Annotated in this window: 23 protein-coding genes, 1 pseudogene and 1 riboswitch; of the genes and pseudogenes, 9 read left to right on the top strand and 15 right to left on the bottom strand. The window is 38.8% G+C overall.

Annotation, left to right across the window (positions count from 1 at the left end):
• Positions 1–2: 2 nt before the first annotated feature.
• Positions 3–764: an ABC transporter ATP-binding protein gene (locus tag EBQ12_RS05085; protein ID WP_008347378.1), complete on the top strand. Its 762-nt coding sequence runs from the start codon at positions 3–5 to the stop codon at positions 762–764.
• Positions 765–795: 31 nt separating this feature from the next.
• On the opposite strand, the gene EBQ12_RS19430 is transcribed toward EBQ12_RS05085, so the two are convergent.
• The gene (locus EBQ12_RS19430; protein ID WP_019743644.1) at positions 796–1,008 is read right to left on the bottom strand and encodes a hypothetical protein; all 213 of its coding nucleotides are present in this window, start codon (positions 1,006–1,008) and stop codon (positions 796–798) included.
• Between the two features lie 414 nt (positions 1,009–1,422).
• On the opposite strand from EBQ12_RS19430, the gene EBQ12_RS05075 reads away from it, so the two are divergent.
• Positions 1,423–2,601: a response regulator aspartate phosphatase gene (locus EBQ12_RS05075; protein ID WP_008347380.1), complete on the top strand. Its 1,179-nt coding sequence runs from the start codon at positions 1,423–1,425 to the stop codon at positions 2,599–2,601.
• A gap of 92 nt (positions 2,602–2,693) precedes the next feature.
• On the opposite strand, the gene EBQ12_RS05070 is transcribed toward EBQ12_RS05075, so the two are convergent.
• The 5 genes from EBQ12_RS05070 to EBQ12_RS05050 all read right to left on the bottom strand — a co-directional run bounded on the left by EBQ12_RS05070 (position 2,694) and on the right by EBQ12_RS05050 (position 9,122).
• Positions 2,694–3,542 (bottom strand): PRD domain-containing protein, encoded by an 849-nt coding sequence (locus EBQ12_RS05070; protein ID WP_125589247.1) that lies wholly within the window; start codon positions 3,540–3,542, stop codon positions 2,694–2,696.
• A 31-nt stretch (positions 3,543–3,573) separates the two neighbouring features.
• Positions 3,574–5,040 (bottom strand): glycoside hydrolase family 1 protein, encoded by a 1,467-nt coding sequence (locus EBQ12_RS05065; RefSeq protein ID WP_025208280.1) that lies wholly within the window; start codon positions 5,038–5,040, stop codon positions 3,574–3,576.
• A 4-nt stretch (positions 5,041–5,044) separates the two neighbouring features.
• Entirely contained in the window at positions 5,045–6,904 is a 1,860-nt protein-coding gene (locus EBQ12_RS05060; RefSeq protein ID WP_125589245.1) for a beta-glucoside-specific PTS transporter subunit IIABC, read from the bottom strand.
• Positions 6,905–7,248: 344 nt separating this feature from the next.
• Positions 7,249–8,127 carry a hypothetical protein gene (locus EBQ12_RS05055; protein ID WP_125589243.1) on the bottom strand — a complete coding sequence of 293 codons (879 nt, stop codon included), beginning with the start codon at positions 8,125–8,127 and terminating at the stop codon, positions 7,249–7,251.
• A 101-nt stretch (positions 8,128–8,228) separates the two neighbouring features.
• On the bottom strand, positions 8,229–9,122 hold the full coding sequence (locus EBQ12_RS05050) for a hypothetical protein (protein WP_047946699.1): 894 nt from the start codon (positions 9,120–9,122) through the stop codon (positions 8,229–8,231).
• A 182-nt stretch (positions 9,123–9,304) separates the two neighbouring features.
• Between EBQ12_RS05050 and EBQ12_RS05045 the strand changes: the two genes are divergently transcribed.
• Together EBQ12_RS05045 and EBQ12_RS05040 are read left to right on the top strand one after the other, a co-directional pair.
• A complete protein-coding gene (locus EBQ12_RS05045; RefSeq protein WP_125589241.1) occupies positions 9,305–9,856 on the top strand; it encodes a PadR family transcriptional regulator in 552 nt (183 codons plus the stop codon).
• A 4-nt stretch (positions 9,857–9,860) separates the two neighbouring features.
• On the top strand, positions 9,861–10,349 hold the full coding sequence (locus EBQ12_RS05040; protein WP_125589239.1) for a DUF4188 domain-containing protein: 489 nt from the start codon (positions 9,861–9,863) through the stop codon (positions 10,347–10,349).
• Positions 10,350–10,359: 10 nt separating this feature from the next.
• Here EBQ12_RS05040 and EBQ12_RS05035 read toward each other — a convergent pair whose 3' ends face one another.
• Positions 10,360–10,983: an NUDIX hydrolase gene (locus EBQ12_RS05035; RefSeq protein ID WP_052320578.1), complete on the bottom strand. Its 624-nt coding sequence runs from the start codon at positions 10,981–10,983 to the stop codon at positions 10,360–10,362.
• Positions 10,984–11,153: 170 nt separating this feature from the next.
• Here EBQ12_RS05035 and EBQ12_RS05030 point away from each other — a divergent pair, with 170 nt between their 5' ends.
• Both EBQ12_RS05030 and EBQ12_RS05025 read left to right on the top strand, forming a co-directional pair.
• Positions 11,154–11,360: a helix-turn-helix transcriptional regulator gene (locus tag EBQ12_RS05030; protein ID WP_008347396.1), complete on the top strand. Its 207-nt coding sequence runs from the start codon at positions 11,154–11,156 to the stop codon at positions 11,358–11,360.
• A complete protein-coding gene (locus EBQ12_RS05025) occupies positions 11,357–12,037 on the top strand; it encodes a DUF3169 family protein (protein ID WP_125589237.1) in 681 nt (226 codons plus the stop codon). The genes EBQ12_RS05030 and EBQ12_RS05025 overlap by 4 nt, the downstream gene beginning before the upstream one ends.
• Before the next feature lie 47 nt (positions 12,038–12,084).
• Here EBQ12_RS05025 and EBQ12_RS05020 read toward each other — a convergent pair whose 3' ends face one another.
• Positions 12,085–13,431: an amino acid permease gene (locus tag EBQ12_RS05020; protein WP_125589235.1), complete on the bottom strand. Its 1,347-nt coding sequence runs from the start codon at positions 13,429–13,431 to the stop codon at positions 12,085–12,087.
• Positions 13,432–13,593: 162 nt separating this feature from the next.
• Positions 13,594–13,673: riboswitch (glycine riboswitch) on the bottom strand.
• 276 nt (positions 13,674–13,949) lie between these two features.
• Between EBQ12_RS05020 and EBQ12_RS05015 the strand changes: the two genes are divergently transcribed.
• From EBQ12_RS05015 to EBQ12_RS05005, 3 genes are all read left to right on the top strand, one after another.
• On the top strand, positions 13,950–14,966 hold the full coding sequence (locus EBQ12_RS05015; protein ID WP_125589233.1) for a LacI family DNA-binding transcriptional regulator: 1,017 nt from the start codon (positions 13,950–13,952) through the stop codon (positions 14,964–14,966).
• 649 nt (positions 14,967–15,615) lie between these two features.
• The gene (locus tag EBQ12_RS05010; RefSeq protein ID WP_024720467.1) at positions 15,616–16,797 is read left to right on the top strand and encodes an MFS transporter; all 1,182 of its coding nucleotides are present in this window, start codon (positions 15,616–15,618) and stop codon (positions 16,795–16,797) included.
• Positions 16,798–16,815: 18 nt separating this feature from the next.
• Positions 16,816–17,718 carry a quinate/shikimate dehydrogenase gene (locus EBQ12_RS05005; protein ID WP_125589231.1) on the top strand — a complete coding sequence of 301 codons (903 nt, stop codon included), beginning with the start codon at positions 16,816–16,818 and terminating at the stop codon, positions 17,716–17,718.
• Positions 17,719–17,764: 46 nt separating this feature from the next.
• On the opposite strand, the gene EBQ12_RS05000 is transcribed toward EBQ12_RS05005, so the two are convergent.
• The 7 genes and pseudogenes from EBQ12_RS05000 to EBQ12_RS04970 all read right to left on the bottom strand — a co-directional run.
• On the bottom strand, positions 17,765–18,958 hold the full coding sequence (locus tag EBQ12_RS05000; RefSeq protein WP_125589229.1) for an MFS transporter: 1,194 nt from the start codon (positions 18,956–18,958) through the stop codon (positions 17,765–17,767).
• 282 nt (positions 18,959–19,240) lie between these two features.
• A complete protein-coding gene (locus EBQ12_RS04995; protein WP_065461421.1) occupies positions 19,241–19,717 on the bottom strand; it encodes a YxiF family protein in 477 nt (158 codons plus the stop codon).
• Positions 19,718–20,044: 327 nt separating this feature from the next.
• Positions 20,045–20,464 (bottom strand): hypothetical protein, encoded by a 420-nt coding sequence (locus EBQ12_RS04990; RefSeq protein ID WP_125589227.1) that lies wholly within the window; start codon positions 20,462–20,464, stop codon positions 20,045–20,047.
• A gap of 157 nt (positions 20,465–20,621) precedes the next feature.
• Entirely contained in the window at positions 20,622–20,984 is a 363-nt protein-coding gene (locus tag EBQ12_RS04985; RefSeq protein ID WP_035390066.1) for a hypothetical protein, read from the bottom strand.
• 443 nt (positions 20,985–21,427) lie between these two features.
• A pseudogene (locus EBQ12_RS04980) lies at positions 21,428–22,014 on the bottom strand (pre-toxin TG domain-containing protein); the annotation flags it as partial.
• A gap of 224 nt (positions 22,015–22,238) precedes the next feature.
• Positions 22,239–22,556, bottom strand: coding sequence for a hypothetical protein (locus EBQ12_RS04975; protein WP_017359949.1), 318 nt, complete (start codon positions 22,554–22,556; stop codon positions 22,239–22,241).
• A gap of 21 nt (positions 22,557–22,577) precedes the next feature.
• On the bottom strand, positions 22,578–23,446 hold an 869-nt coding region (locus tag EBQ12_RS04970; protein WP_241215621.1), incomplete at its 5' end, for a pre-toxin TG domain-containing protein.

Raw genomic sequence — 23,446 nt, 5'->3', positions numbered from 1 at the left:
ACATGGAACAATTAATTGAAGCGAAACAATTGTCTTTACAAATTGATTCATTAAAAGGACAAAAACAGACCATTCTTAGAAATATTCACTTATCAATTAAACGTGGAGAATTTGTCACCATTATGGGACCTTCAGGATGTGGAAAAACCTCTTTGCTTTATCAACTTAGCGGTATAGAGACATCCTCCAGAGGGGAAATCAAATATAAAGGTCAACTGCTATCAGAAATGACAGACAAACAGTTAACAGCTTTGCGCTTATCAGAGATGGGATTCGTCTTTCAACACAGCCACTTACTAAAAAACCTCAATCTATTTGATAACATCATTGCTGCAGCTTACTTAGCGAAGAAAATGCCGAGAAAAGAAGTCAATGAACGAGCAAAATATCTAATGGAGAAACTTGATATTGATCATTTAGCTGATAGATATTTATCAGAAGTATCAGGAGGACAGCTCCAAAGAGCCTCTATCTGTCGAGCTCTTATGAATGAACCAAACATTCTTTTTGCAGATGAGCCCACAGGTGCTCTTAATTCAAGAACCACAAAGGAAGTCATGGATATTTTTTCACAAATCAATTCTGAAGGAACAACTCTGCTTCTCGTCACCCATGATCCAAAAGTGGCCCTTTGCTCTGAAAGAATTTTGTTTATGAATGACGGTGAAATTTCAGCTCATTTAAATTTAGGAAAATACGACCGCTTCACCGCTGAGAAACGAGAGGCCTTGTTAAACAAGTGGTTACAAAACTTAGGGTTTTAATTGGTGTCAAACAGGCAGCTTTCTGCCTGTTTTATTTTTTCTTACACTCAAAGGAGTAATCCATAGTCAAACTATTTGTTTCTAGTATGATTTTGCCGTCTTCTTGTTGACAAGATTCTGTCAGCAACTCAATTTCTTTGCTATAAAAGTATCTCTTTGAGATATAAAGAGTGACTAAAACAAGTAAAAGCGTAGTAATCACAATTGTCATTTGCCAGTTTAACATTTGAAATCTTTTTTTCATTTCAACATCCTTTCTGAAAGGTCAACACTTGTCTCGGATTTTCACCTTTCTCAGTAACTACCAGTTTCTTTCCCAAAATCATCTAGCAACATCATAACTGAATTTCCCTTCTAGATCGACCTTTCATTGTTCTTCTCTCATAGCTAAAATAGCTTTATTTCATATATTCAGATGGTATTTTCGACCATAAACTTAAAACTAATAGTATATATCACGTTTTTAGACTTCCAAAAAAAGATTTTACTCATTTGAATAAACAATTAATGATCATTACAATAACGTACATCTCATGACATAAGGTCCTTTTTATTACCTCCTGTCAATCACCTCTCTGAAACGATTATATTTTACCAAAAATTGTGATATCGTTTTTTATTGAAACAGGCGAAAGGATGTTAAAGAGGTGAAATTTCCATGACGATCATTTCAGCTGAACAGGTGGGGAACCGTTTAAATGATTGGCGAATTGCCATTCGTAAGCATGATGTACACAATGCAAAGACAATCTACACAGAATTAAAGGAATTACTTCAAGAGATGGAAGAGAATCAGGAGGTCTTGACCTACTATTCATTGCTAGAAGGCAAGTTTAAGCTCATGTTATATGAACGAAGGGGTAAAAAACTGAATGAACCGACAGTGCTAGAATACCCTTCTAAAACAAACGACTTAATTGAATACTATTTTTACCTATATAAAGCCCTTTACGCTTCATATAACAGAGACTATGCATCAGCCATCGGACTGTTTAAAATTGCTGAGAAAAAACTGCAAAACATTCCTGATGAAATAGAAGTAGCAGAATTCCATACGAAGGTCGCAAACCTATATATGATGCTTCGCCAAAGCCTGATTTCACTTCATTATATTCAGAATGCCATCGATATTTTCAAAGGTCATGATGGCTATGAAAGAAGACTGGCAGCAGCTTTTGTGATCGCAGCCACCAACTTCATGGATATTGGCGATTTCAAAAGAGCTGAGAATTACTACACAAAAGCATTACACATCTCAAATCAATTAAACGATCATTTTCTAGCATCACAGCTTTATCACAATATCAGTATTCTATATGCCGAAGCTGGAGAATCAAAAAAATGTATTGATGCCCTAGAAAAGGCTCTTAGTGATGATGACTACCTTTCATCTTGTTATTTCGAACACTCCATGTTTATGTTACTAAAAGAGCTGCTCTCCATTGATGAAAAGTCGCAAGCTCTCTATTATTTTGAATTAGTCAAACAAAAACAAGAAATAGACAGAAACCCCATCTATACAGCAAAAATGAATTTTCTCTATCACCTATATTTCACTGAAGACATATCCAAAAAAGCTCAAACCTGTTTCGATGACATCAGTATTCTGAAAGAATTAAAGGATGTTGAAGGTGCCCGTGAATTAAGTGCACTAGCTGCCAAACACTTTGAAGAGCTGGGTTCAATTCACCAAGCATATCTCTTTTTGAAGGATGCCTATCAATTGGAACACACTACACTTAATTGGAGGAATTATGATGAAAAAAGTGAGTTTACTCATTTTCGCTTTAGCCATCGTTGTTTTCGGACAAACGGTGTCTTACAATTCGTTAAATGATACAAATCTTAACCCAACAGAACGACCTATTGGAACATAAACCGTACAATACAAATAACCACTTGCCTCATTACAAGGCAAGTGGTCCACATTTATTTTAGTTCTTGATAAGAAATGAGGCGGTGAATATGTACCGCCAGATACGTAAGTTCGTCATTTGGAATAACAATACTGTGCACCTGTTTAATATAATCTTTGATTTTGAAAGCCACATCCATCGCTTGAGGATACAAGTGTGCAATTTGTTCAAACAACTCATTTTCTTGATCTGATAATAATTTATTTGCGTAAAATCTTTCAACAAAGAATTTCACATGTGTAATAAATCGGCTGTAATGAATATTCTCTTGATCCATTTTCATATTCAACGTATAGCGGACGAGATTCACAATACTTCCGATCATCTTGGCATACTTCATGCCATCTTTGGAATCGGACTCTTCACCTAACGCATTAATTAAATGGAAGGCGATATTGGCCGCTTCTTCCTTTGGTAATTGTATGCCCAATGTATTGTTGACTAACTCAAACGCATAATTACCTACTTCAAATTCTTCGGTATAGTAGTTTTTGATTTCCCAGTATACTCGATTTGTAATATTAATATTCTTCTTGTGCCGTTCTACTGCAAAATTCAAGTGGTCCATCAAGGTAAAATAGACACCAGAATTCAGACTCGAGTTTAAGCGTTTTTCAGCATATTGAACAATATGCTGAGTTAAATCGATAAACTCTTGTGGCATTGAATCTAATAGTTGGAGAAACTCCTTCGCTCTCATGTTATCGACAGACATAAACACTTGATCTGCCTTCTTTTCTTCAATCATTTGACCTGGTTTTTGTCCATAACCAATCCCCCGGCCGAATAGAACCATCTCCTGTTGGTTCTGATCTTCAGCCAGAACCACACTCGAGTTTAAAACTTTTTTGATTTTAAACATCGTCATCACCTGTTTTCATGATTGTGGTTTTTCAATCAAGCGATTCACCATTTGTTTCAATGACCTTTTTGTACCAATAAAATGAGTCTTTACGAGAACGTTTTAATGTACCGTTTCCATCGTCATCTTGATCTACATGAATAAACCCGTATCGTTTTGACATCTGTGATGTACCTGCACTAATAATATCAATTGAGCCCCAGCTCGTATATCCGAAGAGGTCAACGCCTTCTTCCACCGCTTCTCTCATTTGGCGGAAATGCTCTTTGAAATAGTTAATACGATAATCATCGTGAATTGATCCATCACTTTCAACAACATCTTTTGCACCCATGCCGTTTTCTACAATGATCAGTGGTTTTTGATAACGATCATATAATTCTATTAAAGAAATTTTCAGACCAACCGGATCAATTTGCCATCCCCAATCAGTAGATGGAAGGTAAGGATTTTTGACCCCACGGATGGTATTTCCATCCGTTTTTTCTAATCCTTCATCAGCTGATTCAGTTAAAGACATATAGTAGCTGAACGAGATAAAATCTACTGTATTTTCTTTTAAAATAGAAAGATCATCTGATTCCATTTGGATATGAATGTTTTTTCTCTCAAGCATGCGCTTGATAAGCGGAGGGTATTCACCAAATACCTGAACATCTGCATAGAAATAGTTTTCTAAGTTTTGTTTCAATGCCCGCTCCACATCATTCGGATGACAAGTGTGCGGATACGTTGTTAATTTTGTCAGCATACACCCTACTTGACTGCCTGGTATGATGCGATGACAATCTGCTGTTACGAGTGCAGAGGCAATGAATTGATGATGGAGTGCTTGATAAACCGTCTCTTCCTCTTTCCCTTCTGGGCAGCGATCAGGAATAATTCCTGCTGTAATAAAAGAGTGGCGGTGAATACTATCTATTTCATTAAAGGTCAGCCAATATTTCACATCATGTTTATAGCGTTCAAAACATACATTGGCGAACTTAACAAAGAGATCAACGACTTTTCTTTCAACCCAGCCATTATATTTCACGCTCAGTGCTAACGGCATTTCATAATGTGACAGCGTCACAATCGGTTCTATGTTGTGTTTTTTCATTTCTGCAAATAAACGATCGTAAAATTGGAGTCCTTTTTCATTTGGTTCTTTCTCTTCTCCAGTTGGGAAGATACGGCTCCATGCAATAGAAATGCGAAGAGTTTTAAAACCCATTTCAGCAAATAGAGCCAAATCCTCTTTATAGTGATGATAGAAATCAACACCTCTGCGTTTTGGATACTTTTTATCATCTGGGTCTTTCATCGCTCGATCTATATTTTCAGAAGTAACAGCTAGATGCCCTTCATAATCTTCTACACTCAAATTAGACCGGTACATCGCAATATCAGCAACAGATGGGCCCTTTCCATCTACATTCCAAGCGCCTTCTGCTTGGTTGGCGGCAATGGCGCCGCCCCATAAAAATCCTTTTGGAAAACCTTTTATTGTCGTCATATGTTTAGCCTCCTAATTGGGTGATAACCATCAATGTATCTTGGCGATTGACCTCTTGTAATGGCTGTACCTTAATATCATATTGATCTGTATTCGTGATGACAGCAAGCGTAACTGGATCGTATCCTGCTTCAATGATTTTTTCTACATCAAATTCAATGAGTAAATCCCCTGCTTGTACACGATCTCCTGCCTGCACTTTTGGATAAAAATACTGTCCTTCCAACTGTACAGTATCAATGCCAATGTGGAATAATACTTCCACCCCTTTGTCCGTTTTCATACCAAGTGCATGGTTTGTTTCGAACAGCAAGGTGACCTCACCATCTACTGGTGCATATAACGCTCCTTCTGAAGGAACAATGGCAATTCCATCTCCCATGACCTTTGAAGAGAAAATATCATCTTTTACTTCAGATAGAGAGATCATTTGACCAATCACAGGGCTTTTGAAAGTTTCCCCTGCTCCAATTTGTTCAGCAAATGCTTCTTGATCATTTGTCTTTTCTTCTACTTTTTTATCCTTACCTAATACAAAAGCAGCGATAAAAGCAACAACGAAGGAAATGACAGCTCCAATGACAGCAAACATTAGATTTCGTGGAAGCTCATCTGATATAAACATCGACATACTGGCTAATCCAGGACCAACAAGTACAAAGGCTTGTATACCAACTAATCCAATGAAGATTCCACCAACAAACGAACCAATCATGACACTTCCAAGTACACGTTTATTTTGAAGTGTCACACCATACAAAGCAGGCTCTGTGATGCCAAAAAATGCTGAAATTCCTGCCGAAATGGCTGTTGATCTGAGTACCTTGTCTTTCGTGCGCAGTGCCACTGCGAAACATGCTCCACTTTCCGCAATATTATGCGCAAGGGATGCAGGTAAATAAAGAGCTTCTTTCCCGAGGTTCCCCATCGTTGTCACTGCATAAGGGACCATTGCTTTGTGCATGCCTGATGCAACCATAAACGGGAGTACCGCTGCTAAGATTGCGACAGCTACCCATCCTACTGTATTAAACATCGCAAGAATAACAGATGAAAACCCTTGTCCTGCTGTAAAACCAAGTGGTCCTAATAACAGTAACGTAACTGGTACAGTAATGACTAATGACATCATTGGGACAAAGAAAATCCGAATTGGTTTTGGTGAAAATCGTGTGAAGAATTTTTCCATTTGAGCGTAAAGCAATACAGAAAGGATTGCTGGAAACACTTGATACGCATAAGCTATATTTTTTACGTCGAATGACATTAATTGCGCACCTTCAGTAAGCATGGCTGTCATGTTCGGAAGAAGGAGTGCACCGACTGCTGATAATGCGACCAGTGGGTTTACCTTTAGTTTATTTGCCGTTGTGACAGCGACTAGTAATGGCAGGAAGTATAGTGGTGCGTCACCCACCATGTTCAATATTTGATAGGTTTGGCCTTTTGCATCCACCCAGCCTAATAAAGAGAAAAGGAGAAGAAATGATTTTAAAATCCCTCCGCCTGCGATAGCCGGAACAAGCGGCTGGAAGACACCCACAATGAAATCTAATAGAACTGTGCCTGCTTTTCTTTTTTCTTTTGGCTGATTGGATGGCACGCCTTGCCCAGACGAGCTGCCGCCCATTAAATTTGTTACCTTTTGATACACTTCAATCACGTCATTCCCAATGACTACTTGGCATTGTCCTGACATTCTAACTGCTATGACACCTGGTGTTTTTTCTAATGCCTGTACATCTGCTTTTTTCTGATCAATTAGTGTGAAGCGAAGTCTTGTTGAGCAGTGCTCAAGGTGCGCAATGTTTTCTTTACCACCTACATGCTGTAAAACGTCTTTGGCGACTTGTGTGTAATCCATTTTTTCTCCTCCTTTTCTCATACACGGGACCTATATTTTGGCAATAAAAAAAGGATCTAAAACGACAAATTAAAGAAATTCATCGTTTTTAGATCCTGCCTGCATGACCAGTCACATGTCTAATTTATTTATATTGGATTTGTTTTTAGTATATATTGATTATATGAAAGCGTCAACATTTATTTTTCTAAAAATTATTAAGGTCTATATACCTAAATTAATTTTCTTTAATTTAGTTGAAGCAACCTTTCTCACTTTTTTTATACACCAATATTTTTTATCATCAATAAGAACTCTTTATTAATAAAAAACCAGATAAGTTCACTCATCTGGTTTCTTATCATCTATTTTTTTCTTTCTTCCGCCTGCTTTTTGAATGCTTTCGCTTGTTTTTGGTATTCCTGTTTCGTAACTGCTTTTAACTCTACAGTACCGCCTGTCATTTTAAATGGAAGTTTGATTGATTTTACATCTCGATCAGTGGAACCTATAATGATTCCATCTTCAATTGAAGGCTCATAGCCCATAAAAAAAGTTCTTCCATCCGTTTCACCCGAGACTTCTAATCTCATTTCTTTATAAGACTTACAATCTTCTTCAGGAACAGTTGTGATTAGAAGGGAGCCGGTCCATCCAATCTCAATATGCATGGTTTTCACCTGTAAAAATAATTGTTTGTCCTTTGCCGTATAGAGAAAGCCATATACCTTTGCCACTTTCTCCTTGAAGTTTCTCATACTATCATAAAACCTATCTTCAGCGGTATCGAATAGATAATCATATCGTTTTTGAATCTCTTTATGATATTTATCTAGCTTTTTTTGATTGATTGCCTTATATATCATACTTTTCTTTTCGCCTTGTTTTTTTACTGAAAGGTCTTTTCCTGAAAAGTGAACTTCGTATACGATCGTTTCTTTACCTTGTGTGACTTTGAATTCATACCCATTTTCTTTTGAACTGCCAGATACGACAAATTGTTTTTTATAGATTTGCGGATCCCACCTTACTTCTTCTATATACTTTTCATTCAAATGCCCCGTTACTTTGCCTTTATTCTCAGATATCTCAAACCAGCTCATTCTATCCTTCGTTTTATACGCAAATGCATAGGCATGATTCAATGAATTCTTTTTTGCGATTGCTTGATATGCTGTCCAGCCGCCTCCACCTAAGATGAGTACTGCCAGGATAGACACGACCCACATTTTCAGTTTACTCATACGTACCTCCACTCAAATATGTTTTGAAAAACCTTCATGATCCCTATTTATTCTGATCGCCCTGAAATGCCATTCACAACATTCATCTGTTCCAACACGATCTACTTTTGCCATTCTTTCGCCTTCTTTTTGAATGCTTCTGTTTGTTCTTGATATTCCTCTTTCGTGACCGCTTTAAATTCTATTGTCCCGCCTGCCATTTTAAAAGGAAATTTAATGTATGTTGCGTCTCGGTCAGTTTCACCTAAAATAAAACCCTTTTCAATTGCAGGATAAGTACTCAAATCAAACATCATCCCATCTGAAACTCCACCAGCTGTATGTTTCGTTTCTTTATAAGGTTCACCACCATCTCCTGGGGCCTTTCTCATTAGAAAAGAACCTGCCCATTCAGACTGCATATACATTCGTTTTACTTTTAGAAATAGTTGGTACGAACCATCCTCTGCCGTATACAGATAACCATAAGCGCCTGTTACTTTCTTAATGAAGTTTCGTACATAATCATGAAATCTATTTTCCGTGTCATCCATCAGTTTCTCATATCGAGTATGAATGTCCTGTTGAACAGCACGTAGGTTTTTTTGATCAACTGCTTTGTATGTGATGCTGTGCTTTTCACCTTGTTTTTTCACAGAAAGATCCTTTTCGGCAAGGTGCACTTCATATGTGACCGTTTCTTTCCCTTGCTTCACATAAAATTCGTAACCGTTTTCAATTGATTTCCCAGTTAATTGATATTTGTTGATAAATAGATTGGGATCATAATGCCTTTTCGGATTTTCCTCTAAAATGGTTTCATTCAGATGACCTGTTACTTTTCCGTTTCTTTCCGTTACCTTGAACCAGTTCACACGATCATGAGTCTTATATGCAAAGGCGTAGGGATGATTCAAACCACTCTTTTTTGCGATTGCTTGATAGGCTATCCAGCCGCCTCCACCAATCAGTAGTACCGCCAGAATAGTCATGATCCAGATTTTCGATTTACTCATATGTCCCCTCCAAACTATGATCGTTCACTCTATATGAAGGATTCATCTTATTGATTAACCAATCAGTGATCTCTTCACCTCCTTTCTAGCATTTATTTTTTTCTCATACCTCTTGTATCTGCAGTTATACATCGTTTATTATATATCTAAATGATATATCTTTTAGATAGGTGTGTTAATCAATGAAAAAATACAATGATACGACGTATGCGATTTTGGGGATTTTAACGACAGATTGTAAGTCTGGGTATGAAGTGAAGCAATTAATTGATAGGAGCTTGCATCACTTTTGGAAAATTAGTTATGGACAAATTTATCCAGCTTTAAAGTTAATAGTCGAGGAAGGGCTTGCGAAGGTTTCACCCGCTTCTACAACTGGGCGCTCAGACAAGCGGGAGTATCATCTGACTGAAAAAGGGCTGGACACGTTGAGGCAATGGCTGGCGCAGCCGCTCGATCAAGTACCATCAGAACGAAATGAAGTGTTATTAAAGTTATTCTTTGGTCAATATCTTTCGTTTGAGAAAAAATTGGTGCTTTTACAGGATTATGAGAGGCAGCTCCGTATCCGTTACGAGACATATGTTGCGATTGAACAAAACATTCATGAGCTGTATCCAGATGAAGCTGATGCGAAGTATTGGCTGTATACGTTAGATTACGGAAAGAAAGTGGCGCAGGCTGGAATTGATTGGTGCGTGGAGACCTGTGAATCGATGAAGAAAGAAGGATGAACAAATGAAAAAAAATATACGTGCTGGCAGGTATACAACAGACAATTCTGAGCCGATTGTTGTGTTCATTATCGGAATGAGAATCAATAAACGCTGGGCTGTCCATCAATGGCTGCCAGTATTTAAGGCGATGCCGGGGATGATCAAAGAACTTTATACACATCAAGAAGAACTTGGTTTTCTAGGGACAGAAAATTACTTCGGTTTACGCACCACCACCATGATCCAATATTGGAAATCAACAGAGGACCTCCTTGCCTACGCCAAGATGGAGAAGCATTTGGCTGCTTGGAAAGGATTTAACCAAAGAGCACGAAATAATGACGCGGTCGGAATTTATCATGAAACGTATCAAATTCAAGCCGGCTCATATGAATCTATCTACGTGAACATGCCTTCATATGGATTGAGCCAAGCTAAAGCGCCCATCCTAATTGGAAAAGGGAATGGAAAAGAAACCGCAAAAGAACGCCTTTCTACAACAAATTCCTAGAGCTAATTCTCTAGGAATTTCTTTTTGCAACCATCACAAAATGTTTTAATATGCGGGCAGTTAATCCCCAAATGGTGTAACGATCGTAATCATAAAACCACTCCTCAATCGAACGACTCCCCCAGCTGTATTTTTCACCATTCATGATTTTTTCATAAGGAAAGTCCTCTCCTGGTGTTGGCTGCACCGATACATGGTGTAAGTACGGTTCGTATTGGCTGAGCCATGATAGAGGCACAGTAAAGGTCTCCTCTACTTCTTCTTGATTAAAGGAATGTTTGACCTGCTGTTCATCAATGATTCCGACAAATGGATATACCACAAAGGATGGAGAGGCAATATAAGGACTGAGCTGTCCTAACACCTTGACGGATTCGGGCGGAATCCCTAGTTCTTCATATGTTTCCCGCAGTGCAGCTTCTTGTGCGGTTTCGCCGCCGTCGAGTTTGCCTCCTGGGAAGCTAATATCGCCAGGCTGTTTTCTCATCGTCAGTGATCGCACTTCAAATAAAACATGCCATTCCCCGTTTACTTGCACCAAAGGGACAAGGACTGCCGCTTTGAACGCTGTCTCTTCTCCGATAAATAGCGGCTGTGATTGATGTAAGTCACTTTTTAATTGATCAATGAACATGGGCATCACCTATTTTCCGTTTCTCTTTTCTTTAGCGTATCATTGATTCCCTTTTGAATAAAGGCGATCTTTCTGACAATTATTTTTATCATTTTGACAACTATACTTGTCAAAATGAATATAATACTTTACAATCAAGATAACATTTTGATCAGAGTTGAGGTGACAGAATGAAAAATCGGCTAAAAGAGCTGCGGGCACGTGATGGTTTAAACCAAACGGAGCTTGCGAAACGGGCAAAGGTTTCCCGCCAGACGATCAGCTTAATGGAACGAGATGAATTAATGCCGTCTCTCTTACTTGCTATGAGGCTTTCACGTATTTTTCAAGAACCCATTGAACATATTTTTCTATTCGAGGAGGATGAACTCACATGAAAACTGTATACAAAATGCTCTTAGGTGCTCTCCTTGGTTTTCTCGGTGCTTACTGTTTGCTGGCAGCCGAATTTGAGCTGACACTTCTGCAAGCTGCATTTGAAGCGACTCTTGTCATCACTGGCTTGACAGTTCTATTCATCATTTATTGTTTTTCAGGCATTTCGCGCATGAAGAAAAGAGTCTCTCTTTCAGTATCTGGTGATGAGGAGGATGAACTCGAGGTAAAACAGTACCGAACTTTTACTGATGTAACGTTAGCTAATACGGTGAGTACCATTTTATCGATCATTGTAATTGGTATTTCCATCGTGACTGAGCAGCCACTCTGGCTGATTCTCACAAATGCTGCCTTATTTTTGATCACCGTCATTCTTTCTTATGTGTCGACCTCTGTCCTAAAGCTAGTCTATCCTAATCGTCACCTACCTAGTCCAACCGATAAAGATTATGGCAAAAAACTGCTCGCCATTTCTGATGAAGGCGAAAAGCATGTGATGCTCGATGGGCTTTTTCACACTTTCCAAATGATGAATATTTTATTGACAGGTGCCATGTTTATTTTGATTGTCTATTCTCTTGGCGCCAATCACTCTCAGCTCTTCTCCATCATCGTCGTTGGACTTGTTCTGATCATTCTTAATGCATACTATATGTTGAAGATTCGAAATCGTTAAATAAGCAAAAGCACAGACCTTTAAAAAGGCTGTGCTTTTTTCGTTCATTATGCTGAACGGCGTTTCTTTCGTGCATAAATCAAAAATAGGAACCCAAACCATACGGGTGTCAATAATAGTGCTGGCCGTGTTGCATCAGCGAAAAGCATGATGACAAGAATGGAAGCAAAGAGCACAAGAACCGCTATATTCACAAAAGGTGTAAATGGCGCTTTAAAGGTAGACGCCTTATGCAGTTCAGGACGTGTCTTCTTATATTTCAGATGGCATATTAAAATAATACTCCATACCCAAATGAAACAAATGGCACTGATCGTTGTCACAATACCAAAGGCTTGTTCAGGAATTAGCTTGCTTAAAAGAGCCCCTACTGACACCACAATCGTCGACACAAACAGGGCATTACTTGGAACAGCATGCTTATTTAGACGGCCAAAAGATGCCGGTCCTTGTTTTTGATGACTGAGATTATACAAAATTCGGCTCGTTGAGAACATACCGCTATTACAAGCAGACGCCGCAGATGTCAGGACGACAAAGTTGATGAGTCCCGCTGCTACTGGTATTCCAATGAGCCCAAAGGTTTTCACAAAAGGACTTTCTGATGCACTCAGTTCTGTCCATGGGTTGATGCATAGTAATACAAAAATCGCACCTACATAGAAAAATAGAATTCTTAATGGAATTTTATTAATTGCAGACGGGATATTTTTTTGCGGATTCGCTGTTTCTGCTGCTGACACACCGACAAGTTCCACGCCCACATACGCAAAAATCACCATCTGGAATGACAATAAGAAGCCTGTCAAACCATTTGGAAATAATCCTCCGTGTGACCACAGATTCGTTACCGTCACGGGTCCTGAATCTGTTTGAAAACCAATGATTAACAGGACAATTCCAACGCCAATCAACAGTAATATCGTAATCACTTTAATCAGTGCAAACCAAAATTCCATTTCTCCAAAAAGCTTCACCGTTAATAAATTAAATCCTAGTAAAATCAATAAACAAATAATAGCAGGAATCCACTGCGGTATATCAAACCAATACTGCACATACACCCCTACCGCAATAACATCTGCCATCGCTGTCATAATCCAGCAAAACCAATACGTCCAACCTGTCACAAAGGAAGCCCATGGTCCAAGATAATCCTCTGCTATATCCGTTAAAGACTGATAGCCCGCCTTAGATAAGAGCAATTCTCCAAGTGCCCTCATGACAAAAAAGATGGCCATTCCGACAATTAAGTACGCAAAAATGATCGATGGTCCTGCCAATTGAATAGCCTTTCCAGACCCTAAAAACAACCCAGTTCCAATCGTTCCGCCAATGGCAATTAGTTGAACATGACGGTTTGATAAATCTCGCTTTAACTCTTGTTGTGCCAATTTCAACACCCTCCTACGACACGATCCTATACTGAAATAATGAACTTTCAAAAAGTCCATAAAAAAAGAGATTGGATGCGCTCCAATCTCACGGTCATAAAAGAATAGCAAAATAGAGAAAAGCAATACACAGTATGATCCATGCATCACAAATACAATATTTCGTACTCTTCTGTCCTTTTGCCTGAGATTGTGAACCCTTCGGCGCCGCACATACATGCGGTCTCTCCAGAAGCTGCTCCTGCCATAGTGTGACCCACAGCAATCATAGCCTTCGATATTTACTTTAAATGTTGCTATTTCTGAATAATTTTATATTTTACGCCTCTAAAAGAAAGCTGTCAATGGTAATCTTTTAAGATGTTGTTTCCTCCTTATCTGAAGCTGATATGACATCACTTCATCAACACCCCTTGATTAAGGTATAATGAAACAAAGAATGTTCGGCTCGTTTGGTGGAGACATCCATCTTGATGATGAACCATAGTTAGGCAATCCAATGAAGTTGGTGAAGACAAATGAAAAAAATGAACAAACAGCGTGTGACATTACAAGAAGTCGCTCGGCATGCCGGTGTATCGACTTCAACGGCCTCACTCGTTGTTCGCAACAACCCTAGGATCTCTGAAGCCACCCGGAAAAAAGTGCTGCAATCCATGGAGGATTTGGGATACGTGTACGATCGCGTCGCTGCCAACATGCGGTCGAAAAGTTCAAATATTGTAGGTGTGATCGTCACGGATATTTCAAACACCTTTATTTCTGAATTTTTAATCGGTGTGCAAACCACACTTGAATCACTTGGCTATACCGTTTTACTTGGGACAACCTTTGATAGTGTAGATAAGCAGGAGCGGCTCATCTCCACAATGGTAGAGCACCGAGTGGGTGGAATTATCTTAAATCCAGCATCGAAAAGTTCGACACGAACGGTCAAACAATTAAACAACATTCGCACACCAAAAGTATTGGCAAATCGTGAATTAGCAGATGTCCATTGTGATTATGTCGGTGTTGATTATGAACAAGGCACTTGGATGGCGGTCCGTCATCTTCTTCAAAAAGGGCATCGCCGCATCGCCTTCTTAGGTGGAATCAAATCCTCCTCAACTTGGATTGAACGGATGAAAGGGTTCAAAAGAGCCCATGATGATGAAGACTTAACGATAGATGAATCTCTTATTATCGATATGGTGCCTACCCGTGAAGGCGGGAAAGAAGCCCTTGCCCAAGTGATTGACCTTCCCGAACCACCTACTGCTATTTTTTGCTTCAGTGATTTAGTGGCGTTTGGGGTGATTCAAGAATTGGCAGCGCGTGACATCAAGCCTGGTGAAGACATTGATGTAGTTGGGTTCGATAACATCCCTGAAGCGGAGATGTATCACCCACCGCTCACCACAGTCTCATCTTTTCCACGATCCATTGGAGTCAAAGCAGCCAACCTTTTGTATCATAAAATGAACGAGCAGGATGAAGAACTGCAGCGATTGATATTAAAGCCTCAACTTCATATTCGAGAAACCTCGACATGATCATGAAAAGGAGAATTGCAAAGCGATTCTCCTTTCAGATTGTTGACAAAGGGCTAAAATGAACTTTATTTTAGCCCTTTGTCTTCTTTTCAGCGTGATAGAAAACCTTTGCAGTCTAGGAAGGACGAGCACCGGAGCAGAGCGAATTTGACATTCGTGAGCACCGGAGCGCAGGACTGACAAAGAATGCGAGGGTTTGTCTACACGCTGAAAGGAGAATTGCAAAGCGATTCTCCTTTTTTTATTGAGCAAGTCAACTATTTCTTTATTACATTTTTCTTTTTTTAAATCGCAAAGTCATAAACTTGACACATTTTATACACAGGAGTATATTTATCTCGTTGCTTCTTTTAGTATATCGTTATACCTTTTTATGAACATATCATTATTTATGATATCAACTACAGTTAAAGATGGATCTTTTGATTCTGATCAAATCGAGGAAGTCCATCAACTTATGATAACTGTTATTATTTTTAATTTTTTAGTAGAACGATGTACTTATTTGAAGAACAGATGAATATTCATTATTTTTTCATCAATCACACAAGGGGTGTTGTGATGGACTTAATATTATTTACGTTTAAGGAAATAACAAAGGGTAACAAGAATTTGGCCCGAACAGGGTTTCAAATATAGGAGTGGGAACATGAAAAATCCATACATTAAATCATCACTTGGCATGTACTTAAACTATTTCATGCTAGGCATGATCAATATTATTGTGGCATCAAACATGGAAAGCTTATCTGAACGCTACCATGTAGATATTCCGAAAATCAGCTTGCTTGTATCAGCAATCGGGATCGGTAAATTAATTGCTCTCTTTTTCTCTGGCCGGCTTGCAGACAGCTGGGGGCGAAAACCTGTCATTATTACAGGTAACTTTCTCTACTTATTATTCTTAATAGGGATTCCAATAACGACCAATTATACATTGGCTTTCATTTTCGCCATTTCCGCAGGGATTGCAAACTCATTGCTTGATTCAGGAACATATCCTGCTTTGACAGAATCATTTCCTAAAAAAGCAAGTTCAGCTTCTGTATTAGTGAAGGCGTCTGTATCAATTGGTGCGACTGTTCTTCCATTTATCTTGGCATTCCTTATTGCACATGACATCTTCTGGGGCTGGGCATTCTTTGGGCTAGGACTTCTTTATTTACTTGTAGGCATTTACTTGATCTTTATGCCGTTCCCAAATCATAAGCAAACGGCTTCTCAAAACGATCTTCCCGTTCAAGAGCAAATGAAGGAAGAACCGAAAATGTTTGGTGAAGGTCTAGCTGTTGTACTTATGGGATTCACGTCTACTGCATTATTTGTTGTATGGCAAACTTGGCTTCCACAGCTCGGGTTGAAATTGATTGGGCTTGGCTCAGGACAAGCGACACAGCTTCTTTCTTATTTTAGTATTGGTGCACTCGTATCTGTTCTATTGCTTTCAATCGTATTAGATAAATTCATTTCACCAATTATGGTCGCTATTATTTACCCAATCGGGGCATTCCTTGCCATGCTTTCACTATTTCAAATTGAAACGTACGGCATTGTCATTGTTAGTACCTTTTTCTTAGGATTATTTACAGCCGGCATTTTCCAGTTGGCGATGAGTATCATGATGAAATTATTCCCTACAAACAAAGCAACGGCTTCATCATATGTCAACATTGCGGCAAGTTCAGCGTTTATCCTTGTTCCGCTGATTACAAGCGGACTCGTTAGCACGTACGATATTAAAATGACTTTATTCTTCGATATGATCATTGCGGTCATCAGCGTATTGTTAGCAGTCTTTGTTTTACGACGCATGAAAAAATTGTTTAGATAATTAAAGGAGATGTCAATCATGACAAACATACACGAACGTAATATTGATGGAAAAACAAAATTAGTCGGTCTTCTTGCAACACCAATCGGACACAGCCTGTCACCACGGATGCACAACCTTGGCTATACACTAACAGGAATCAACTATGCTTACCTTGCTTTTGAGGTAGGAAATGATGAACTAGAAGCTGCAGTAAACGGGATGAAAGCGATGGGTGCAGCTGGATTTAACGTATCCATGCCGAACAAAATGAAAGTGCTCGATTACTTAGATGAACTAGATGATTCTGCAAGACATACTCGCGCAAGCAACACAGTTGTGAACAAAGATGGCAAGCTGGTTGGTTACAACACAGATGGCCTTGGTTACGTAAGAAACTTAATTGAACACGGCGTTGAATTAACTGGACAAAAGGTTACACTCGTTGGATCTGGCGGCGCTGCAACTCCGATTGCCATTCAGCTTGCACAATCAGGTATTCGTGAAATTAGTATTTTTGCTCGTAATGACCAATACTTTGTTCAAGCAGAAGAAAATGTAAATTACATCAACAACGAGATGAAATCATTCGGTGTCAAAGCGAATATCTTCCCACTTGAAGACAAAGACGCTTTCCGTCGTGAAGTAGCTGAAAGTGCGATCTTAGCAAACGGGACAAGCCTTGGCATGAAACCATTAGATGAACTCAGCATTATTGACGATACCCTTGATGTATTACGCAAAGACTTAATCGTGACAGATGTCGTCTACAACCCGCAAAAAACAAAACTTCTTGCTCAAGCACAAGAAGCTGGTGCCAAAACGATTAACGGTCTTGGCATGATGCTATGGCAAGGTGCCCTTGCGTACAAACTGTTTACTGGCGAGGATATGCCTGTTGAACAAGTGAAACAAATTCTATTTGAAAATGACCGTTTCTAAACGAAACACAGAAAAAAGACGACCTCCGCTTTGGAAGTCGTCTTTTTTATTCGTGTATCATCACACGGCGATATCGATAAAGGATATACACCGCGCCGAGGATCGCCACAACAGCCACACCCGCATCAAATATAAAGATTTGCAAAATCGTCGAGTGGGTTTCGATCAAACCAGTGACGACCGGAATCACAATGGCGGACACTCCGCCTGCTGTTGAGATAATTCCTGTCATCGTCCCTTTGTTTTTCCAGAAGAACTCAGCCATTACGGTTAACGTCAGCTGAAAGACACCCGCTGTTGAAAAGCCCAATACAAATGCATTGACGGTCCCAATGACTGGAGACTTCACAACCAATAGCACACAGATAGAGGCTAATGTAATGATCGGATAGAGTAGCAGCACGGTGACCGAACGGACAATGCGGCGCAAAAGAAATGCGAGCAATAAGACAGACAGCAAACCGCCCATGCTATAGTAACTAAGCAGCTTCACAGCACTGCCAGAAGCCATCCCCAAAATTTCCTCACCGTACGTAGGCAGCCAAATTTGCGGCAAGGCGTACAGACCATTTGATGTAAAACTGATCACAATCAGTGCGACCCCTTCTCTCCAAAACGTAGGCTCTGATGAGAAGCGCGGAAGTCCATCATGCTCCGTCACCTGAACTTGCTCCACCTTGCGATGATTCGGAAATGGCAATGTCCACAACATCATCACATTCACTAAATAGATAAAAGCAGGTACAAAAAACGCAAATCCATAAAACAGATCATGCTCTGCTAAAAAGAAAATAGCGAGCGGCAGAATGGTCGCCCCAATCGAAATAAACGCCTTCACCATCACATTTGCAGATCCCGAGTTTTGAGGAAAAGCTTCCATTAAAGCCGGATACGTCCCTGCATCCATCGCCGAATTCGCCACCCCTGCCAAAATCGCAAACGCAAACGCGATTTGATAATTCGGAGACAATGGGATTCCAATGAGGAACACCGCCATCAGCACCCCCGAAACCAAAATGACCGGCTTTCGTCCAAAACGATCTGACAGTACGCCCGATAAACCATACGTGAGCACCCTGCCAATACCGAGTGCAGATATCATATAACTTATCCCCGCACTATTTGTATCTAATTGTTTGATCAAAAATGGCATATTAGAAGCCAAAATAATATTAACCATACCTAATAAAAAATAATTGATATAAAGACTAGAAGCCGTTCTCAAATACGGATTCCTCATGCTGACACACCCCTCAACACATTGCAATGAAGTGACAAATAATGGTTACGCTTACAAGATTCATGCGTGAGGAGAAACAGCTTTGCAACCTTCACGTACTTGAAACATCTCATCATTTCATGCGGCTTACATGCCCTTCATTTATCAAGCATCTCTTCAATTTTTCACTAGCTCTTATTTTATATGAATGTGAAAGGTAATGATAGTGAATTGCTTAAATTTGAGGGAAATGGTGATAGAGAAAAATCCCTGTCATTTTTTGAAATGAAGCTTGATCTAAACTCACATTCCCCAAAAACTAAACTCATAAAAATATTCTGTACGCTCTATGCATAATCCAAAATGAAAATCCTCTGCTATTAAAATGAAATCTCCGTATCCACTTAAAAATTTGGTTTGCTCAAGAAGTTGATTTAAATGATGAAACACTTCATCCACATTCACTAAAAGCGCTTCAATTTCATGATCTCGGAAAAAAAGCAATCTCCCTTGTTTAGGAGTCTCTTTTATCCTCCCGACCATTTCATTTAACATTTGTGTAGACTTTTCAATATGCTCTAGATAGTTGTCTCCATGTATTTGACTTTTATGTTCTCTCGATTGCAGGAAAGTAAATACCTTCTGACAAAAAAATTGATTCTCTTCGACCTCCAAAAAAGGGGGTTCTGGAAGTGTCATATAGCTTAATTCGTTTATTAAGTGCTTTCTTCTGCTTTTTCTTTTTAAGGTTTCGATTTTAGTTTTTCCTTTATTATTCATAGGAGCACCTCCACAATGCGTAAACATTGCTCTCTAGACATCTCCCCTTTGAAAATTCCAGCAGGCTACACGGTGGAATGAACTGATTTCTAGATAACTATGCTTTTTTTCAAAATTTCCGGATATAAATAAATCAATATAAATGGGGACTTTGTATAATTAAATGTACGTAATAATGAATCTTATGTTGTTTAAAATCCCGAATAAATACATTCCTACTTACTCTTTTTACAACGTGACATTTTTCATCAGTGTAAATTAAATAATCTTGATCAGTATAAAACCAATCAAGATCTTATTTCATCATTAAATTTCAGCAATAACGGACTAATTTGAATGTATTTTTGAAATGAAATCTCGAAGAACTGTCTTTGCTGGTAGGTTCGCAGTAGTAGTCAACATTTGATTTATACGTTCTGTAATCTGAGGATGTTTCAGTACTATTTTTTTACCCTCTTCAATAGGATAACTTCTTAATGTATCAATACAAATCTCAAATAATTCCGCATCATTAGTATTCAGCAAATCCAATAAAATATGAAACTCATATTCATTGCACTCATTATCGAGACAGTACGCAATTTTTCGCTGCCACTCTATTGGTTTATTGAGTACCTGTTTTGATAGTTCTTCCCAATCGTTTAGGCTAAAATACGAGAGTATTTCACTTACTAGTATATACCCTTCATCGTACCAAGAATCTACCGTTGTATCAGCGGATAAAAGTTTATCCAGTTCTATATACATTTTTAATGCTCCAATGATGGTTCCACATATTTTTCTTTTTAAGCATTGTTTGGTTTTTATTCATTATAAGACCACCACCATCAAGCATGTACTGCTCTTAGAAACGGCAAAACAGAGAAGCACTAGCTTTATTAACCTCGTAGAAATACATACAGTTTTATTTCCACCAGTTAGATGTAATTTCTTTTAAATGAAATTCTATAAAATCTATCACTTTGCTATAGTCATCAGAGCTAAACTCCTGAATAGGATTGTCCCAATCTGTATTTTTAACTATTAGAACAAGATAGTTGCCATCTGAAGATAAATCGGGATACCAACCTAAGTCCAATGTTATTGATGATTTCTCATGATAAAGCTGCAACAAACTTTCAGTGAACATAAACCATCTTTCATCTTCTGTTTCTAACTTTCTAGGGTCAATTTCCCAAAAATGATTATAACGGACATTCCAACCTTCAGTTATCCTCAAGGGATGAATGTTTACTTCCGGAATATCAAGTTTCACATGCTTTCTCATCTTTATCCAACCTCTTTGTTAATTTTATAGTTATTTTATTCCTAATTTGTTTAAATACTTATTTAATCTATCACCAGCTATTGGATGACCGTGATACACATTACCACTCGTTAGTTCTCCTCTAATCCAACTAGTAGATTTTCCATTATCATAACCAACAACTTTACCAGTATCATAAATGAATTAAAAATTATTATTGCCATTATCAATAATATGCCCTCTTTGAAGAGCTTCTTTTTCTATCACTTTATTATTTATTTCAGGTAGGTATTGAGCATTTCGTCTTCCGGTTTCACTAAAACGTTTCGCTTCTTCGGCAGTTCTAGCCTTTAAATGCTTATTATCATGATGAGAATATACTGCACTATTATTCTAAAATCTTTTCTACCATAATAACTTTTATGAGCAATTTCATCATGTCTTTTTGAAATATTAGGTATACCTGAACTCTTTACACCCATCTTCCCATGAAACCCTTTCGCCCCAAATGGCAAAAGCATCCCCAAAGCCGCATTCATACTCGCTTCCTGCTGTTCTTTCGAGACTTTATTTCCAAACATATCTCGACCCGTAATCGCTTCGCTGAATCCGTTTGTGGCGTTGAGTCCATTAATCCTTTTTGAGATGTTTTCAGGGCGTCAAAAGACTTCTGTGATGTCTTGTAAATGTCTACCGCTCTTACTGCGGCTGAGGTGGCTTGAGTCGTTTTATAAACGGCTTTTCCGCCTTTGAAAATACGGCCCGCCCAGCCGACAATCGGGATGTAGCCTGCTGCTGCCATGCCTCCTGCGGCGACTCGCTGTCCTGCGGTGAGTTCTTCTCCTGTGATCGGATCGACACCTGTTGCGGCACGTTTTGCATCGTTTACGCCTGTCAGTTCATTGACGATATTTCCTCCGTAATCAAGAGCTTTTTCATACCACGGACGGTTGGCGAGCGCTTCTTGTTCCTTTGCGATCTTGCGGGCTTCTTCTTGATCTTTTTTGATTTTTAGATATTCAGAAGTTTGCTTCTCAATAGTGCTCAATGCGTTCGTTTTGCTTGTCTCTATCATACGATGATCCACTCAGGAAAAAAAATCACCATTTTATCGGTTTTTTCTCGGTATGAAGGCCAATAAACACAAAAACCTTGAAAGGCATATAGCCAGTCAAGGTATGATAACAATAACATTAAACAACTACTTCACCTACTGATTTATCTGAGAGAATATCATAATTGTTTTATATTTCTTTCTAATACAATAAGGCTATTTTAAAGTAACTCCACTCCAACTTGTTTATAAAATTTAACTTTTAACCTCTCTTCTTCGTCCACGTTCATTACCATAGCTTTTTCATCTTTTTTTATACTTGTTACATTATTAAAATCACCTGTAAATACTATAGAATCATTAAATGTAATACTTAGACTACTCGTTTGCTTATATACATCTAAAGTTAAAATCACCTTGAAATTTTGGTCATCTTTGTAAGTATAAATTAATTCTCCATCATCTATATTGCCTGTTATACTCACCGGCTCACTTTGAAAAAGTTCTAATAGATCATATTCATCATACTTAATAAACATTCGTATTCATCCTTTTATTAATTATTTCGGTATAACTGTGATAACATCGCCTGCTTCATTTATAATAACTTTAACATCCAGTGTTTCATGAACAAACGTTCCACTTCTATTACCAGGTATCTTTTTCGTATTCATTATAGCGTCTTCAATAACTGAAGGTGGAATATTTCTTGGATCAACATATTTTTTGATGAAATCACTAAATTCTTTTGTTTGTGGTTTAAACCCTAATTCTTCAGCTTTTTTAATTGCTCTACTTGTTAAAGTAGCTTTTACTTCAGGACTATCAGGTGCCATTCTTTCCAAAGCATGCTGAGAATAACTTCTTCCATTTATTTCTCCTCCGCCTTTTGACATATTCCAACCAATTTCACCCGTACCCTTAATCCCCATTTTACCATGAAACCCTTTCGCCCCAAATGGCAAAAGCATCCCCAAAGCCGCATTCATACTCGCTTCCTGCTGTTCTTTCGAGATCCTATTTCCAAACATATCTCGACCTGTAATCGCTTCGCTGAAGCCGTTAGTTGCGGTGAGTCCATATAAGCCTTTTTGAGACGTTTTCAGGGCGTCAAAAGACTTTTGTGATGTCTTGTAAATGTCGACTGCTCTGACTGCGGCGGACGTGGCTTGAGTCGTTTTATAAACGGCTTTACCGCCTTTGAAAATACGTCCTGCCCAGCCGACGATCGGGATGTATCCTGCTGCTGCCATGCCGCCTGCGGCGACTCGCTGGCCTGCGGTGAGTTCTTCTCCTGTTATTGGATCGACACCTGTTGCGGCACGTTTTGCATCGTTCACGCCTGTCAGTTCATTGACGATATTTCCTCCGTAATCAAGAGCTTTTTCATACCACGGACGGTTGGCGAGTGCTTCTTGTTCCTTTGCGA

The organism is Bacillus sp. 2B09 (assembly GCF_003946835.1).
Taxonomy (GTDB): Bacteria; Bacillota; Bacilli; order Bacillales; family Bacillaceae; genus Bacillus; species Bacillus altitudinis.
This window is presented reverse-complemented; position numbering and strand designations above follow the sequence as displayed.

What these genes read in the sequence shown, in the direction of transcription:
- EBQ12_RS05005 (WP_125589231.1), top strand. Translation starts at nt 16,816, where the DNA reads ATGACAAACATACACGAACGTAATATTGATGGAAAAACAAAATTAGTC.
- EBQ12_RS05040 (WP_125589239.1), top strand. Translation starts at nt 9,861, where the DNA reads ATGAAAAAAAATATACGTGCTGGCAGGTATACAACAGACAATTCTGAG.
- EBQ12_RS04995 (WP_065461421.1), bottom strand. Translation starts at nt 19,717, where the DNA reads ATGAATAATAAAGGAAAAACTAAAATCGAAACCTTAAAAAGAAAAAGC.
- EBQ12_RS05010 (WP_024720467.1), top strand. Translation starts at nt 15,616, where the DNA reads ATGAAAAATCCATACATTAAATCATCACTTGGCATGTACTTAAACTAT.
- EBQ12_RS05070 (WP_125589247.1), bottom strand. Translation starts at nt 3,542, where the DNA reads ATGTTTAAAATCAAAAAAGTTTTAAACTCGAGTGTGGTTCTGGCTGAA.
- EBQ12_RS05085 (WP_008347378.1), top strand. Translation starts at nt 3, where the DNA reads ATGGAACAATTAATTGAAGCGAAACAATTGTCTTTACAAATTGATTCA.
- EBQ12_RS04990 (WP_125589227.1), bottom strand. Translation starts at nt 20,464, where the DNA reads ATGTATATAGAACTGGATAAACTTTTATCCGCTGATACAACGGTAGAT.
- EBQ12_RS04985 (WP_035390066.1), bottom strand. Translation starts at nt 20,984, where the DNA reads ATGAGAAAGCATGTGAAACTTGATATTCCGGAAGTAAACATTCATCCC.
- EBQ12_RS05000 (WP_125589229.1), bottom strand. Translation starts at nt 18,958, where the DNA reads ATGAGGAATCCGTATTTGAGAACGGCTTCTAGTCTTTATATCAATTAT.
- EBQ12_RS05045 (WP_125589241.1), top strand. Translation starts at nt 9,305, where the DNA reads ATGAAAAAATACAATGATACGACGTATGCGATTTTGGGGATTTTAACG.
- EBQ12_RS19430 (WP_019743644.1), bottom strand. Translation starts at nt 1,008, where the DNA reads ATGAAAAAAAGATTTCAAATGTTAAACTGGCAAATGACAATTGTGATT.
- EBQ12_RS05035 (WP_052320578.1), bottom strand. Translation starts at nt 10,983, where the DNA reads ATGTTCATTGATCAATTAAAAAGTGACTTACATCAATCACAGCCGCTA.
- EBQ12_RS05025 (WP_125589237.1), top strand. Translation starts at nt 11,357, where the DNA reads ATGAAAACTGTATACAAAATGCTCTTAGGTGCTCTCCTTGGTTTTCTC.
- EBQ12_RS05065 (WP_025208280.1), bottom strand. Translation starts at nt 5,040, where the DNA reads ATGACGACAATAAAAGGTTTTCCAAAAGGATTTTTATGGGGCGGCGCC.
- EBQ12_RS04975 (WP_017359949.1), bottom strand. Translation starts at nt 22,556, where the DNA reads ATGTTTATTAAGTATGATGAATATGATCTATTAGAACTTTTTCAAAGT.
- EBQ12_RS05075 (WP_008347380.1), top strand. Translation starts at nt 1,423, where the DNA reads ATGACGATCATTTCAGCTGAACAGGTGGGGAACCGTTTAAATGATTGG.
- EBQ12_RS05030 (WP_008347396.1), top strand. Translation starts at nt 11,154, where the DNA reads ATGAAAAATCGGCTAAAAGAGCTGCGGGCACGTGATGGTTTAAACCAA.
- EBQ12_RS05050 (WP_047946699.1), bottom strand. Translation starts at nt 9,122, where the DNA reads ATGAGTAAATCGAAAATCTGGATCATGACTATTCTGGCGGTACTACTG.
- EBQ12_RS05060 (WP_125589245.1), bottom strand. Translation starts at nt 6,904, where the DNA reads ATGGATTACACACAAGTCGCCAAAGACGTTTTACAGCATGTAGGTGGT.
- EBQ12_RS05055 (WP_125589243.1), bottom strand. Translation starts at nt 8,127, where the DNA reads ATGAGTAAACTGAAAATGTGGGTCGTGTCTATCCTGGCAGTACTCATC.
- EBQ12_RS05015 (WP_125589233.1), top strand. Translation starts at nt 13,950, where the DNA reads ATGAAAAAAATGAACAAACAGCGTGTGACATTACAAGAAGTCGCTCGG.